The following is a 15,619-nucleotide window of genomic DNA, read 5'->3' as shown; positions in this document are numbered from 1 at the left end:
TCTGCCTGTTCAGCGCGGATATTTCGCCATGATGTCGTGGACGGAGCGAACCAGCGCCACTGCCTGATCGAACGGGCGCAGCCACATGTTGCGACCGAACATCACGCCATTGGCGCCGGACCGCATGTAGAACTCGACCTTGCGCAGTACCGCCGCGTCATCGTCGTTCTTCTCGCCGCCGGAGAACAGCACCATCGTGCGACCGGCCGAGCGCACCACGCGTTCGCAGCGGGCAGCTGCATCCTCCTGCAACTTGTCGTAAGGCGCCGGTACATTCGCCACGCTGTCGTTCGGCTCGTGCAGCTTGACGATGTCGGCGCCCATCTCCAGCGCCACGCGGGCAGCGTAATCCTGCGCGTAGAGCGTATTGGTGCCACCCCTGGCGTTGACCGCACTACCGCGGGGATACGCCCACATGACCAGCGGCATGCCATAGCGTTCGCAGTCCTGGCGCACCTTTTCGAACTGGCGAATTTCGTCGTGCTGGCGCGGCGAACCCACGTACATGGTGTAGCCGACCGCGTCGGCACCGAGACGCACCGCGTCCTCGACCGAGGCGAACAGTGGCGAGGTGGCTTCGGCGTCGCTGGCGATGTTGGTCTTGCCGTTGAGCTTGAGGATCAGCGGCACCCGGCCGCAGTACTCGGCCATGTACTTCTCGGCCAGGCCAATGCCCAGCGCGATGGCAGAAAAGCCACCGGCTGCGGCGAGCTCGAACTGATAGCTCGGATCGACGGCCGGCGGGTGGGGAAAGAAGTCGGTGGGACCATGCTCCAGTCCCTGGTCGAGCGGGAGCACCAGCAAGCTGCCGTTGCGGGGACCGTAGCCGTACAGCAACCGCCACAGACGGGTGCGCTTGCCATGGGACAGGGCGAGCCGGGAAAGTTGGCTGCCGGTGTTCGAAACCTCTTGCAAGCTTTGTTTCATTTCGAATACTCTCGGTTCGGAAGCTACATACTTTCATATTCAATCGAATTTGGCAAAATGTCAAAATTAAACAATAAAACGAAAGTTTCGACTGAGCTGGACGCCTTACATGCAGCCCCGTTGGCGGCGCAGCAGGCGCACGGCTACGCCGATACCCTGCGCGAGATCCTGCAGCAGCCGGCGACCTGGTCGGATACGGCCGAGCTGCTGCGCCAGCCGCAACTGCGCGAGCTGATGCTGGCAGCGCTGGTGCCGCGCCCGAGCCATATCGTGCTGACCGGTTCGGGCAGCTCCATGTATATCGGCGAATGCCTGGCACCCAGCCTGCAGGTCGAGTTGGGTATCCCCGCCCAGGCGATTGCAGCCGGCAGCTTGCTCACGCACTGGCGCAGTGTGCTGCCACCCGGCGCCGGCTTGCTGATTTCGCTGGCGCGTTCCGGCGACAGCCCGGAAAGCTGCGGCGTGGTGGATCGCCTGCTGGCGGATGCCCCCGACTATCGCCACCTGGTCATCACCTGCAACGCCAACGGCAAGCTCGCCACCCGTTATCGCAATGACCCGCGGGTCACCGTGCTGGTGCTGGACGAGCGCACCAATGACCGCAGCCTGGTGATGACCAGCAGCTTCACCAACCTGTTGCTGGCCGGCTTCGGCCTGGTTCAGCGCGGAGGCAGCGACACCATCGCGGCGACAACCCGGTTGGCGCGCGGCGTCCAGCGCATCTTCGAAGAACAGGCCGACGCGCTTGCGACCGTTGCCCGTGGCGAGTTCGGCAAGGTCGTCTATCTCGGCAGTGGCGGCGCGCTCGGCGCGGCCCACGAATGTGCGCTGAAGATGCTGGAGATGACTGGTGGCGCGGTGGTCACTATGGCGGAGACTTATCTCGGCCTGCGCCACGGCCCGATGTCCAGTCTGGACGACAGGACCCTGGTGGTCGGCTTCCTGTCACCGGACCCGGCGGTGCGTGCCTACGAGCTCGACCTGCTGCGCGAACTGTCACGCAAGCAGCTGGGCATGACCCGCGTGCTGGTGGGTGAGCACATCCCGGCAGATGTGCTGGGGCCGCACGACGTGGCGATCGAGCAGGCGGGCCTGGGCGCGACGGACGATGCATTGCCGCTGCTGGCGGATGTGGTGGTGGGGCAACTGCTCGCGTTCTTCCGTTGCCTCAAGCTGGGTGGCAAACCCGACACGCCGTCGCAGGGCGTACTCACGCGCGTGGTCGAGCACTTTCCGATGCACCGGGAGCGCAGCTCGGAAAACGAGCATGAGGGGGAAGCATGAAGCGCATCCTGGTCGTCGGCGAAATCAACGTCGACCTGGTCTTCAAGCACTGCCATGCCTTGCCTGCGCCAGGCCGCGAAGTGCTGGCCGACGACTTCTGCATGACGCCAGGCAGCTCCTCGATGATCTGTGCGATGGGGCTGGCCCGGCTGGGCAATCCCGTGGCATTCCGCGGCAAGCTCGGTGACGACAGCTGGGGCGCCTATTGTCTCGATGCGTTGCGTAACGCCGGCATCGACATTGCCGCCGTGCAGCCGCAGGCGAGCTTGCGCACCGGCGTCACCGTCTCGCTGTCGACGCCGCAGGATCGCGCTCTGGTGACGTTCCCCGGCGCGATCGCCACGCTGCGCGCGGACGAGGTGGACGATGCGTTGCTTGCCAGCGCCGATCACCTGCACGTTTCCTCCTATTACCTGCAGCGTGCGCTGCGGCCCGATTGCCGCGCGCTGTTCGCGCGTGCGCATGCCGCCGGTCTGAGCACTTCGCTCGATCCCGGCTTCGATCCGCAGCAGGCGTGGGCGTCCGACCTGCTTGGCACGCTGGAGGAAGTCGACCTGTTTCTGCCCAACGAGCTGGAGTTGGCGGCCATCACTGGCCGCGAGCGAGTGCTCGATGGCCTGCATGCGCTGCACAACGGGCGCACGCAAACCGTGGTGAAGCGCGGACAGCTCGGCTGCGCCAGTCTGGATCAGGGACAACTGCTCGAAGTGCCGGCGTTTGCGGTCCATCCGGTCGACAGCACCGGCGCCGGCGATTCGTTCGATGCCGGTTTCCTGCATGCGTGGCTACGTGGCCAGACCCTGCAGGACTGCATGCGCTGGGGCAGTGCCTGCGGCAGCCTCTCCACGCGCCGAACCGGCGGCACGGTCGGCCAGGCCAGCGTGGCGGAAGTGGACACCCTGCTGGCGGACCTGTCGTGATCACGGTCATCGGTTTCAACACCGCGATCGATCGGCTCATCCGGCTGGATGCGCTGCGTCCCGGCGAAGTCAGCCGCGCACTCGACGAACAGGCGTATCCCGGCGGCAAGGGGTTGCACGTGGCACAGACCATTGCCGCGCTGGGTGAGCGCGTGCAACTGGTCGGCCTGGTCGACCCGGCCCATCGCAACATGATCGGTCGACTGCTGTGCGAACGCGGCGTTGTGTTCCACGGCATCGAGGTTGCCGAGAGCCTGCGCACCTGCATCGCGTTGCAGGATGCGGACGGCCAGGTCACCGAGATTCTCGGGCAGGGGCCGCTGCTGGACGGCGCGCAGCAGGAAGCCTTGCTGCGCGCGTTTCGTCGTGGCGTCGATGACAGCGAGCTGATCGTGCTGTCCGGCAGCCTGCCGCGAGGGTTTCCGTCGACCACCTATGCCGAACTGGCAGCGCATGTGCGCGATGCCGGCAAGCGTTGCCTGATCGACGCCGGTGGCGAACTGCTGCAGCACGCGGCGCAGACTCGACCATTTCTGGTCAAGCCCAATCGCGACGAGATCGCCGATCTGCTCGGACGTCCGATCGGCGATCTCGCCGCGGCAGTCGACGCGGTTCGCGAACTGCGTGCCGACGGCATCGCGATGCCGGTGGTGACGATGGGTGCACTGGGCGCGGTGGCTGCCGATGCGAGTGGCGTCTGGCATGCCTTGATCGAACTGGAACAGGTACGCAACACGGTGGGTTCCGGCGACTGCCTGCTGGCCGGCATGACGGTAGGCATGGCGCGAAACATGAATTTGGAGGGGATCTTGCGTCTGGGCGTGGCCTGCGGCTCGGCCAATGCGCAAGGTCAGGAAACCGGTTTCGTCGAACGACGGGCGGTTGAGACGTTGCTCGCAAAGGTTCGAGTGCAGCGTCTGGCGTGATTGAAAAGCAGGAAGTCAAACCGGGCCAGTCATGGGTCCGGCAGGGAGGCTTTTGTCCGAAATTCTGGAGAACGTGCAAGCGAGTTCGTGGGCATGAGGTGTTCCCACGGATAACCACAACCGCCTGTGGCAGAGGGGAGGGCATTTCTGCGCAGGGCGACAACGAACTACGTGAGGGGCATTTCAATGCATGCTGAAAAGAATGATGGTTTCACCGTCGCGGGCAGGAGCAGGAAGTTGTTGATCGCTGCCGCACACCCGGGCGCCGGGAACAGGGCTGACGGTTTGCGGCGAACGCTGCTCGCCATGGGTTTGCTGGTGTCACTGGGCGCGAATGTCGCGCAGGCGCAATCGATCACCGGCGGCCTGTATGGCAGGGAGCCTGGCGGCAGTCATGTCACGCTCGAAGTAGCCAATCCGGCTACCGGCTACCACCGCGAACTGCAGCCGGACAGCGATGGGCGCTACAACGTGGGCGGCCTCAATCCGGGCAAGTACACCGTCACCGTGTTGCAGGACGGCTCCACCATCGGCACCCGCACTGTCGTGGTGAGTGCCAACGTGCAGACCATGGTGCCGGCGCTTTCCGGCGTCGAGGCCGCCGCCACCGCGTCGGCGAGCGCCACCAATCTCGGCGCGATTCGGGTGTCCGGACGAGCCATCGATGCCGACGTGATGCCGATCGACGTGAGCACGCCGGAGTTCTCCAACAACTACAGCATGAGCGTGGTCAACCAGCTGCCGACCGGGCGCGGCCCCGAGAGCGTCGCGCTGCTGAGCTCGAAGGTGAAGTACGACAACCAGACCACCGGCCTGATCCAGATGGGCGGCGCGAGTCCGGCCGAGAACCGCTACTACTACAACGAATTCGACAGCACCTACGACTACAACGGGCTCGGTGCCACCTACCTGCCGGCCGAGGCGATCACCTCGACCCAGGTGTTGAGCGCCAATGCGGGCGTGAGCTGGACCAGCACCACCGGCGGCACGATCGCCTCCACCGTGCGCCAGGGAACCAACCGGTTCCAGGCAGGCTATTCGCTGTACTTCACGCCGGCGACTTCGTGGTTCAACCCGCATGCACGCGATTCGCGCACATCGCAGGGCGACTACTACCGCTTCAATTCCTCCAACAGCCACAGCGCCAATGTGGCCAACCAGTACCTGTTCGCATCCGGTGCGCTGGTCAGGGACAAGCTGTTCTTCTTCGCCATGCTGGGCAACTCGCCGGCCAATACCAGTCAGAGCAACACGCAGAACCGGCACATCGACACGGCCAACCGCGACAAGAACGGGCTGCTCAACCTCACCTGGAACATCAACGCCGACCAGTCGTTCAACGTGGTCGGCAACCGTGACTGGAAGAACACGTTCAACAACCGGTACAGCCTGACGCGCGACTACGATCCGTCCTCGCAAGGCGCGTACGCAGGCTGGACCTCGACCCAGGTGAAGAACCAGTTCCTGATCGGCAACTACCACTGGCAGATCAACGACAGCATGAGCCTGCGCCTGATGGGCGGATACCTGAGCCAGTCCTCGCTCAGCCCGACTTCCACCTCGGGCACCAACCTGCCTTATGTGATCGAAGTCGATCCGGTGACCCAGGTGCACAAGAACATCGGTCTCACCACCACCAGCAGCAAGCTGTATCCGTTCGCCTACTGGCGCCGCGGCTTCAAGGGCGACTTCACCTGGAACCTGGGCGACCACAAGATCACTATCGGCGGCGAGCATTACAAACACTTCATCAACAACGTCAGCACCACCACCGACGGCGGCGACTGGACCTATTACACCCAGCCCGGCAGCGTGCTGCCGAACGGTTCGCCGGCACCGGCTGATGGCCGCTACGTGGCGCAGTACTTCATCAGCACCGGCGGCCCTTTCTACACGGTCAACAAGGCGTTCTACATCGACGATTACTGGCAGGCGTCCGACCGCTGGATCGTGTATGCCGGCCTGCGCGACGACACCTTCATCAACAAGAACGTCAACGGCCAGAACTTCTGGCACCTGCCGCTGCTGTCGCCACGGTTCGGCGTGTCGTGGGATGTGTACGGCGACAGCACGATGAAGGTCGGTGCGAACGCCGGCAAGTACACCATCCCGATCCCGTCCAGCGTCAACAACGGTGCGGCTGGCGCCGTCACCCAGTGGTACCGCTACTACACCTACGGCGGCAGGGATCCGAACACGCAGGCGCCGACCGGGCTGACCCAGATCGGTCCGCAGGAGACGCTGATCAACGGCCAGGCGCCCAGCGCCGCGAACGTCGCCACGTCCAACATCAAGGCGCCGTACCAGTACGAGTTCCAGGTGTACGTGCAGAAGACGCTGGGCAACAGCTGGTCGTCGATGGCCGAGCTGGGTTACTCCTCGCTCAAGCGCGCCATCGAGGACACCTGCTACACCCAGGGCATCACCGACTACGCGCAGGCCCATGGCTACCCGGACTACGAGGATTCCAGCGGCTGCCCAATGATCAACCCGGGCATCGCCCAGGTATTCATGCGCGACTACGACGGCGACGGCAAGCTGGAATCGCTGACCGTGCCAGGCAGCGTGTTTGGCCCGGCGCCCACGCGCAAGTACGTCCACCTCACGCTGGAATTGACGCACACGCAGAACAGCGAAGAGCCGTACTTCCTCGACCTCAGCTACACCTGGGCGCATCTGTATGGTAACTACGACGGTCTGCTCAACCTGGGTACGCGCACCAACGGCGGACCGTCCGAGCAGATCCTGTGGGACTTCCCCGGCCTGATGGAGCACAGCTCCGGCAACCTGGCCGGCGACGTGCGGCACAGCCTCAAGCTCAACGGCATCTACTACTTCGCGACCGGCCTGCGTATCGGCAGCACGTTCGACCTGTCCACCGGCACGCCGCAGAACTGCCTCGGCACTTATCCGGACATCGACAACCCCGCCGAGCAGTACGGCGCCGCCAGCCACTTCTGCAACAACGTACCGGCACCGCTGGGCGCGGCCGGGCGTACGCCGCTGTTCTGGCAATGGAACCTCGGTGTGGGCTACGACTGGGCCATCAACGACTCCAATCACCTGAGCCTGGATCTGCAGGTGCAGAACGTCACCAATCGCCAGGGTGGCATCGATGCGGAGCAGCGCTACGACACCGGCAGTTTCCAGAACGATGGCTCGCCGATCCTCAACCCGAGCTATGGCGCGGCAACCTGGCAGGCACCGCGGACGACGATGCTGATCGCCCGTTACACCTTTCGATGAGGACGCGGGGCGTCGCGCCGACACGGTGCGCCGCCCCTGCTGATTGTCCGCGAACCACGCTCCCGCGCCACGCGGCCGACGGCATCACCTTCGCTTATCCATCGAGGTATCCCATGAAAAAATATCTGTTGCATCTCGCCTATGGGCTTGCAGGTATCGGAGCCTTCCTGGCCGGCCCGGCCCACGCCGTGATTGCGGGCGGCATGGCGGCGAATCACTACTACTACCCCGCCTCGACCGTCGCGAATGCCGACGGCTTGTACGGTTACAACGGGATCGATGCTTCCATCCGGGTGACCCATGAGCCTGGCAACAACGGCAATACGTTCTACGCCACCCAGTTCTTCTGGACGGTCAACGTCAACCAGGGCGGCTATGCCGGGATCCAGCAAAATTCGAAAAAGACCAAGACCGTTCTCTTTTCGATCTTCGGCCAGACCTACGATTCCAATGTCGACAAACCCGGCTCCGCCCCCGGTGCGGTATGCCGGGCATTCGGTGGCGAGGGCACCGGCACCCAATGCCTGTTCACCACCAAAGGCAGCAAGGAGCCGGCGTGGAGGGGAGGGACCAGGTACACCTTGCACGTGGAGTACACGGGAAAGACGACGATCCCCGCGGGCGCGGCCGACGCCGGCGAAAACTACCTGTGGCAGGCCTCCATCACCGATGAAGACATGGGCACGACCACGGTGATCGGAACCATCCACTCGCCGGCGGGCAACGGCCTGTTGCAGGCCGTCGTGCCGCAGTTCGTCGAAAACTTCACCCAGGGATCGCAGCAGTATTCCTCCTGCTCCCAGGTGCCGCCCACGACGGCGGTGTTCTACGCTCCGGTCATGTACGACCCCGCGGGCAATGCCGTGCAAACCAACAACGCCTCGACAGAAACCTATGGCGATTGCGCGTCCATCGCCAGTTCGATGATGAACCCGGACAAGACGGCCATCGCCACCATCAACCAGCCGCCCGGGGCGCCTTTCATCGCCCGGAACCGCGTCCAGCACTACTGCGCGGATACGTTGGGCGGCAACCACCTTGGTCTCAATATCTGTGCGGGCAGCGACAGCTCGTCCTGGGCGGTGGGCAACCAGCTGCTGGCGAACGATGTCGGCAACCGGCTGAATCTGATCGATCGCAACGTATGCCTGCAGGCAAACGGCAGCAGTGCCGTACTTGCCGCAAGCTGCACCGCCGACAGCAGCCAGGAGTGGCTCTACATGCCGGGCTCGGAGGCCTGGTTAAACGTGGGCTCCGATCAATGCCTGAACGCAGCCGGCGATGCCGGCCAGAACAGCACGGTGAATCTGGCGGATTGCGATTCGTCCGACTATCAGCAGTGGATACCCAGGCAGCCGTAAGCGTGTCCGCAGGGCGACCTGTCGCTCGATGCCGCCATCGCCCATCGTCATGCGAAGCCGCACAGGCACCGGGCATCCAGCGCAACCGGCGGGTGGATATCAATGAATCAACATGAGAGGCAACCATGGCAGCAACGCATCCGCATTCCTTTCGCCTGTCGCGCATGAGCGTGCTGGCTTCCTGCCTGTTGGCCGCGCTGACGGGTTTCAGCACGGCACACGCCGGTGACGGCACCGTCCGGGACAAGGCTGTACTCGAACCCGGCGCAGCGACCTTCGCCGATCGGCACGGCGTGGAGCGCTTCGGCAACGCCGCGATCGAGGCGGCGTGGAAGCTGGATGGCACGCGGCTCGTCGACATGACGATGACCGACCGGGCGCACGACCGGACGTTCGCCGTGCCCGCGCCGTTCGCGCTGTTGCTGGCCGACGGCAGCACGATCGAGGCTTCCGACATGAAGCTGCTGTCGCCGCCACGCGCATACCCGCTGCCCGTGGACGCGAAGGCTTCGCGCCTTGCCATGCGCCAGCCTGGCAAGGCCGTCGAGGCCAGCTTCGGTGACGCGAATGGCCGCTTCCGGGTGGACTGGAAGCTGGTGCAGCGTGACGGTTCGGCCTACCTGCGCGAGGTGGTCAGCATCGCCGCGCTGAAGCAGGACGAGAAGATCGCCAAGGTGTCGCTGCTGGAAACGCAGTTGGTGGATGCCGAGGTGGTGGGCAGCGTGAACGGCTCGCCGGTGGTGGCCGGCAACGTCTACCTCGGTTTCGAGAACCCGCAATCGGACAGCACGGTACGGCACAACGACGTGCAGCTCACGCTGACGCGCACGCTGCCGCTGGAAAAGGGCAAGACCGTCGACTATTCGGCGGTGGTCGGCGTGGTGCGCGACGGCCAGCTGCGGCGCGACTTCGCCAGCTACGTCGAGCGCGAGCGGGCGCATCCGTACCGGCCGTTCCTGCACTACAACTCCTGGTACGACATCGGCTACTTCACGCCGTATACCGAGGCGCAGGCGCTGGACCGCATCAACATGGTGGGCACCGAGCTGTACGTGAAGCGCGGCGTGAAACTGGATTCGTTCCTGTTCGACGACGGCTGGGACGACCGCAGCGGCAGCTGGCACTTCAGCAAGGACTTTCCGCAAGGTTTCGTGCCGCTGCGCGAAGCCGCCGCGAAGTACGGCGCCGCGCCGGGCGTGTGGCTGTCGCCGTGGGGCGGCTACGGCCCGCCCGCGAAGGAGCGCGCGGAGCGCGGTGCCCAGGCGGGTTACGAAATCATCGACGGTGGCCTGGCCCTGTCTGGCCCGAAGTACTACCAGCGTTTCCACGACGCGGTGATGGATTTGGTCAAAAAGGACGGCATCAACCAGTTCAAGTTCGACGGCACCGGCAACGCCGACAAGGTGTTCCCGGGCAGCCGTTTCGACAGCGACTTCGCGGCGGCGATCCAGTTGATCGACGACATCCGCGCGGCCAAGCCGGACACCTTCATCAACCTCACCACCGGCACCTGGGCGTCGCCGTTCTGGCTGCGCTACGCCGACACCATCTGGCGCGATGGCGAGGACGACAGCGAAACCGGTGTCGGCAGCACGCGCGAGCAGTGGATCACCTATCGCGATGCGCAGACCTACCGCAACATCGTGCTGAAGGGCCCGCTGTTCCCGATCAACTCGCTGATGCTCCACGGCATCATCTACGCGAAGGAAAACCGCAAGCTCAACACCGATCCGGGCCACGACTTCGCCAACGAGGTGCACTCGTACTTCGCCAGCGGCACCGAGCTGCAGGAGCTGTACATCACGCCGTCGCTGCTGAGCGATCACGACTGGGACGTGCTGGCCGAAGCGGCGAACTGGTCGCGCGCGAACGCCGACGTGCTGCGCGACACACACTGGATCGGCGGCGATCCGGATCGGCTCGACGTATACGGTTGGGCAGCGTGGTCGCCGCGCAAGTCGATCATCACCCTGCGCAATCCGAGTGAACACGCGCAGCTGGCGGTGATCGACCTGCAACGTCAGCTGGAACTTCCTGCTGACGCGGTGCGCCGTTTCCATGCGCACAGTGCGTGGAAAAGCGATGCGGCCAAGCCCGGAATGACACTTGATGCGGACAAGCCAGGCACGGTCACGCTGGCGCCGTTCGAGGTGTTGACGCTGGAGCTGACGCCGGTGGCGGCAGGATCCTGATACTCCGGGTGGTGCGAATGATCGGGCGGAAACGCCGGTCATTCGCACCAGATCTCGTCACGTCTTGCCGTGGAACAGCTCGCGGCCGATCTCCATGCGGCGGAAGTCGATATGGTGTGCCGGCGCCGATGGCTCGTGATCGGCGTCCTCGCCTCACGCCTTGCCGTGGAACAGCTCCCGGCCGATCAGCATGCGGCGGATCTCATTCGTGCCGGCGCCGATCTCGTAGAGCTTGGCGTCGCGCAGCAGACGGCCGGCGGGGAACTCGTTGATGTAGCCGTTGCCGCCCAAGGTCTGGATCGCTTCCAGTGCCACCTGCACCGCGTTGACCGAGGCGTTGAGCAGACAGGCGGCGGGATCGATGCGCGACTTCACGCCCGCGTCGAACTGCTGCGCCACCATGTAGGCGAAGCCGCGTGAGCTTTGCAGCGCGGTGTACATGTCGGCGATCTTCGCCTGCATCACGCCGAACGTGCCGATCGGCGCGTTGAACTGCTTGCGCTCGCGCACGTAGGGCAGGGCCAGGTCCAGCGCCGCCTGCATCAGGCCGATCGGGCCGCCGGATAGCACCAGCCGTTCGGTGTCCAGGCCGTTCATCAGCACGCGCACGCCTTCGTTGACTTCGCCGACGATGTTCTCCGCCGGGATCTCGCAGTTGTCGAACACCAGCTCGCAGGTGTTGGAGCCGCGCATGCCCAGCTTGTCCAGCTTCTGCGCGGTGGAAAAACCCTTCATGCCCTTCTCGACGATGAAGGCGGTCATGCAGCGGCTGCCGGCGGTGCGCGGCGCGGTGCGCATATAGACCAGCAGCACGTCAGCATCCGGGCCGTTGGTGATCCACATCTTGTTGCCGTTGGCGACCCACACGTCGCCGCGCAGCTCGGCCTTGCAGCTCATTGAGCCGACCACGTCGGAGCCGGCGCCGGGCTCGCTCATCGCCAGCGCGCCCACGTACTCGCCGCTGCAAAGTTTCGGCAGGTACTTCTGCTTCTGCGCCTCGTTGCCGTTGTGGAAGATGTTGTTGACGCACAGGTTGGAGTGCGCGCCGTACGAAAGCCCGACCGAACCGGACGCACGGGAGATTTCCTCCATCGCCACCATGTGCGCCAGGAAGCCCATGCCGCTGCCGCCGTATTCCTCGGCCACGGTCACGCCGAGCAGGCCCATCTCGCCGAACTTGCGCCACAGGTCGGCCGGGAACAGGTTGTCGCGATCGATCCTGTCGGCGCGCGGGGCGATCTCCTTTTCCGCAAACGCATGCACGGATTCGCGCAGCAGGTCGATGTCTTCTCCAAGCGGAAACGGGCGCATCACGAACTCCATGGGTGTGCAGGACAAGGCATGCAGAACGGCGATTTTAGCGCATGACGCGCCACCACGACCGCAGCGACTACAACTGCGACTCGATCGGCAGCCAGCTCATCACGCGGGTGGTGGCGCGCAGCCACCAGCCGGCGTCGGGCTCGTGGTCCAGCACGCGCGGCGGCTGGCTGCTGCGGTCCAGCCACTGCAGCGAGCCATCCGGAGCGCGGCGCACCTGGTAACTCAGCGCCGGCGCGGCCAGTCGCAGGTATTCCTGGCGCAGGTCCTGCGCCAGTCCCGCGTCGGCGAACAGCACGCCCATTTCGGTGTTGAGGTTGGCCGAGCGCGGGTCGATGTTGAACGAACCGACGAAACCGCGTTCGCCATCGATCACGAACGCCTTGGTATGCAGGCTGGCGCCGCTGCTGCCGAACAGGCCCTGGTTTGGCTTGGGGCCGTTGCGGCGGATCTCGAACAGCTCAACGCCACCGTGCAGCAGCTTGCGACGGTAGCGCTCGTAGCCGCTGTGCACGGCCGGCACGTCGTTCGCGGCCAGCGAATTGGTGATCACGCCGACCTGTGCACCTGCGTGCGCCAGCCCAACCAGGGTCGCCGTGCCGTTCGTGCCGGGCACGAAGTAGGGCGAGATCAGCAATACCTCGCGATGCGCGCCGTCGAGATGTGCGATCAGGCGGTGTTGCAGCCAGCTGTCCCGATCGCTGGAACGGAACTTCAACGGCGGGTCGGAGGCGACCACGATGCTGGCGCTCCAGTGCACCGACAGTTCGTGGTTGACCAGCCGCTGTGCCGACGGCGAAGCGGCGACCCGGCGCAGGTAGTCCCGCGCCCCGGGCAGTGCCGATTCGCTGGCCAGTCGCGCGGCCAGTGCATGCAAGGCCTGCGGCGTCTGCGGGTTCAGCGCGGCGATCGGCACCGCCGCGCTGGAATTCCAGAAGGCGTCGAAGATGCCGCTGGCATCAGCCACGGCCGGACCGGCCAGCAGCATGTCCAGATCGCGGAAGTTCACCCGGCTGGAGGCATCGAAGTATTCGTCGCCGATGTTGCGCCCGCCCACCACGGCAAGCCGGCCGTCGACGATCCACGCCTTGTTGTGCATGCGATGGTTGACGCTGAAGAAGCGCTGCACCATCTCCAGCAATCGCCACACGCCGCTGCGGTTGCGGAACGGGTTGTACAGGCGCACTTCGATGTTCGGGTGCGCATCGAGCGCCAGCAGTGCCGGGTCGAGGCCCTTGGTGTTGATGTCGTCGATCAGCAGGCGCACGCGCACGCCCCGTTCGGCCGCGGCGTACACCTCGCGCGCCAGCAGGTGACCGACCAGGTCGTCGTGCCACATGTAGTACTGCAGGTCCAAGCTGCGCCCGGCGATGCGCGCGGAAGCGGCACGCACGGCGAAGGCGTCGAGGCCGTCATGCAGCAGGGTCGCCGCGGTCTGCCCCGGGCGGGTGGCGAGATACGGTGCCAGTTCGCGATCGATCGGAGTCTGTGCCGCCTGCAGCGGCAGGGTCGTGCTGGCGGCGCCGCTGGCGCGCGGGGTCAGGTGGTCGGCCAGCAACAGGCCGCTGGCGACCAGCAGCACCACGGCCAGCACGGCCCAACCCATCCAGATCATGATCCTGCGCATCCCTGGCACCTCCGGCTTCCGATTATTGGTGGGCTGTCGCAGATGCGCAAAGGCCTGCCGTGATCGACGGCAGGCCCTTGCGGAAACGGGGCGTGCCGGTCTGCCGGCATGCCCCTGGTGACACGCTTACTGACCGCGCATGCGACCCTGGAAGCGGGTGCCGCCATTGCCCATGTGGGCCAGCTTGATCTTGCCGATCGCGCTGATGCGCTCCTCGGCCAGGCGGTCGGCGGCCTTGTAGGTCGGGATGCCTTCGTTCTTGCTGATCTCGAAGATGCGGCCCAGGTTGTAGTAGATCGTGCGCATCATGCGCATCGCGCGCTCGCGGTTGTAGCCGTCGATTTCCAGCGACACGTTCATCACGCCGCCGGCATTGACCGCATAGTCCGGTGCGTACAGCACGCCGCGACGCTGCAGTTCGTCGCCGATCTCGTCGGTGGCCAGCTGGTTGTTGGCCGGGCCGCAGATGATCTTGGCCTTGATGCGGTTGATGGTCTGCTCGTTGACGGTGCCGCCCAATGCGCACGGCGAGTACACGTCAGCATCGACATCGTAGATATCGTCCAGGCCCACCGCCTCGCAGCCCAGCTCGTCGACGCAGCGCTGCACCGCGTCCTTGTTGATGTCGGTGACGAACACCTTGGCGCCCTGTTCGCGCAGCAGCTTGATGTACTCGCCGCCCACATGGCCGCAGCCCTGCACGGCGTAGCTGTACTTGCCCACGTCCTCGTTGCCGTGCTTGAACTGCAGCGCGGCCATCAGCCCCTGCAAGGTGCCGTAGGCAGTGAACGGCGACGGGTCGCCCGAACCGCCATGCACCTGGTGCACGCCGGTGACGTATTCGGTTTCACGGAACACGTATTCCATGTCGTTGACGTCGATGCCCACGTCTTCGGCGGTGATGTAGCGGCCGTTCAACGAATTGACGAAGCGGCCGAATGCGCGGAACAGTGCCTCGGACTTGTCCTTGCTCGGGTCGCCGATGATCACCGCCTTGCCGCCGCCCAGGTTCAGGCCGGCCACGGCGTTCTTGAAGGTCATGCCGCGCGACAGCCGCAGCACGTCGTTCACCGCTTCCTGCTCGGTCTTGTACGGCCACATGCGCAGGCCGCCGAGCGCGGGGCCCAGCACCGTGTTGTGGATCGCGATGATGGCCTTCAGGCCGGCGTCCTTGTTGTGGCAGAAGACGACTTCTTCGTGACCCGTCTTTTCGATGGTTTCAAAGATCATTGCAACGGTGACTCCATGATTTACGGTGCCGATGGGCATCTGCAGAGGGTGGCGGGAGGGGTGGCACCCCGCCGGGGGTGGGAAACGCCGGAAACTCATCGCCCCGACCGGAGCCGGGGCGATGAATCAAAGCGTCAAGTTTAGTACGTCGCCCCCGCAGGTGGTGCCGCGGCGCAGCAAGCCGCTGGCGTATGGAGCCCGCGCGGGCGCCTCAGCGGCCCCAGTAGCCGGGGTGGAAACGCCAATCGTGACCATGACGCACCCAGTGCGCCGGCCGATAGTGATGGCCGGGGCGAACCACCACCCAGGAACCACCGACCCACACATGACGGTGGGCGCGCGGGCTCCAGCGCCAGTAGCCGGGAGCCCACACGTAGCCACGGCGCGGCGGCGGTACCCGCTCGAAGCGCGGGGCAGGCGGCGCGACACCGATCTGCACGCCCACCGCCACTTGCGTCCGGGCGGCGGCGGGTGGCGCGTAGGTGGCGCCGGCGAAGGTCAGGGCCAGTCCGGCCAGCAGGGCAAGGTTCAGTGGGGTACGGGTCATCGGAATCTCCTGGTCTTGGCCGAGTCGTCGGTCGGCAGT

Annotated in this window: 11 protein-coding genes; 6 read left to right on the top strand and 5 right to left on the bottom strand. The window is 65.2% G+C overall.

The genetic code is table 11. The annotated features are described in order from the left end of the window. Window positions 1-9 precede the first annotated feature (9 nt). Entirely contained in the window at window positions 10-915 is a 906-nt protein-coding gene (locus tag ABNK63_RS10680) for a fructose-bisphosphate aldolase (protein ID WP_350015603.1), read from the bottom strand. Between the two features lie 132 nt (window positions 916-1,047). Between ABNK63_RS10680 and ABNK63_RS10675 the strand changes: the two genes are divergently transcribed. From ABNK63_RS10675 to ABNK63_RS10650, 6 genes are all read left to right on the top strand, one after another. Continuing rightward, on the top strand, window positions 1,048-2,211 hold the full coding sequence (locus tag ABNK63_RS10675; RefSeq protein WP_350015602.1) for a tagatose-6-phosphate ketose isomerase: 1,164 nt from the start codon (window positions 1,048-1,050) through the stop codon (window positions 2,209-2,211). Next, window positions 2,208-3,131: a carbohydrate kinase family protein gene (locus tag ABNK63_RS10670; protein WP_350015601.1), complete on the top strand. Its 924-nt coding sequence runs from the start codon at window positions 2,208-2,210 to the stop codon at window positions 3,129-3,131. Before ABNK63_RS10675 ends, ABNK63_RS10670 begins: the two co-directional genes overlap by 4 nt. Next, on the top strand, window positions 3,128-4,057 hold the full coding sequence (locus tag ABNK63_RS10665) for a 1-phosphofructokinase family hexose kinase (RefSeq protein ID WP_007806078.1): 930 nt from the start codon (window positions 3,128-3,130) through the stop codon (window positions 4,055-4,057). Before ABNK63_RS10670 ends, ABNK63_RS10665 begins: the two co-directional genes overlap by 4 nt. A gap of 306 nt (window positions 4,058-4,363) precedes the next feature. Then, a complete protein-coding gene (locus tag ABNK63_RS10660; protein ID WP_350015600.1) occupies window positions 4,364-7,303 on the top strand; it encodes a TonB-dependent receptor in 2,940 nt (979 codons plus the stop codon). A 113-nt stretch (window positions 7,304-7,416) separates the two neighbouring features. Continuing rightward, on the top strand, window positions 7,417-8,664 hold the full coding sequence (locus tag ABNK63_RS10655) for an RICIN domain-containing protein (protein ID WP_350015599.1): 1,248 nt from the start codon (window positions 7,417-7,419) through the stop codon (window positions 8,662-8,664). A gap of 125 nt (window positions 8,665-8,789) precedes the next feature. Then, entirely contained in the window at window positions 8,790-10,856 is a 2,067-nt protein-coding gene (locus tag ABNK63_RS10650; protein WP_350015598.1) for an enterotoxin, read from the top strand. Between the two features lie 153 nt (window positions 10,857-11,009). Here ABNK63_RS10650 and ABNK63_RS10645 read toward each other — a convergent pair whose 3' ends face one another. From ABNK63_RS10645 to ABNK63_RS10630, 4 genes are all read right to left on the bottom strand, one after another. Continuing rightward, window positions 11,010-12,167, bottom strand: coding sequence for an isovaleryl-CoA dehydrogenase (locus tag ABNK63_RS10645; RefSeq protein ID WP_056715690.1), 1,158 nt, complete (start codon window positions 12,165-12,167; stop codon window positions 11,010-11,012). 79 nt (window positions 12,168-12,246) lie between these two features. After that, window positions 12,247-13,791 (bottom strand): phospholipase D family protein, encoded by a 1,545-nt coding sequence (locus ABNK63_RS10640; protein ID WP_350015597.1) that lies wholly within the window; start codon window positions 13,789-13,791, stop codon window positions 12,247-12,249. Between the two features lie 138 nt (window positions 13,792-13,929). Continuing rightward, complete coding sequence (locus ABNK63_RS10635) at window positions 13,930-15,033, bottom strand: Glu/Leu/Phe/Val dehydrogenase dimerization domain-containing protein (RefSeq protein WP_350015596.1); 1,104 nt, start codon at window positions 15,031-15,033, stop codon at window positions 13,930-13,932. Between the two features lie 211 nt (window positions 15,034-15,244). Then, window positions 15,245-15,580, bottom strand: a complete 336-nt coding sequence (locus tag ABNK63_RS10630) for a YXWGXW repeat-containing protein (protein WP_007806056.1) — start codon at window positions 15,578-15,580, stop codon at window positions 15,245-15,247. Between the last annotated feature and the right edge of the window lie 39 nt (window positions 15,581-15,619).

It is taken from the genome of Rhodanobacter sp. IGA1.0 (genome assembly GCF_040208325.1).
Lineage (GTDB): Bacteria > Pseudomonadota > Gammaproteobacteria > Xanthomonadales > Rhodanobacteraceae > Rhodanobacter > Rhodanobacter spathiphylli.
The sequence above is the reverse complement of the archived record's forward strand: the minus strand, read 5'-3'. Positions and strand labels throughout refer to the sequence as shown.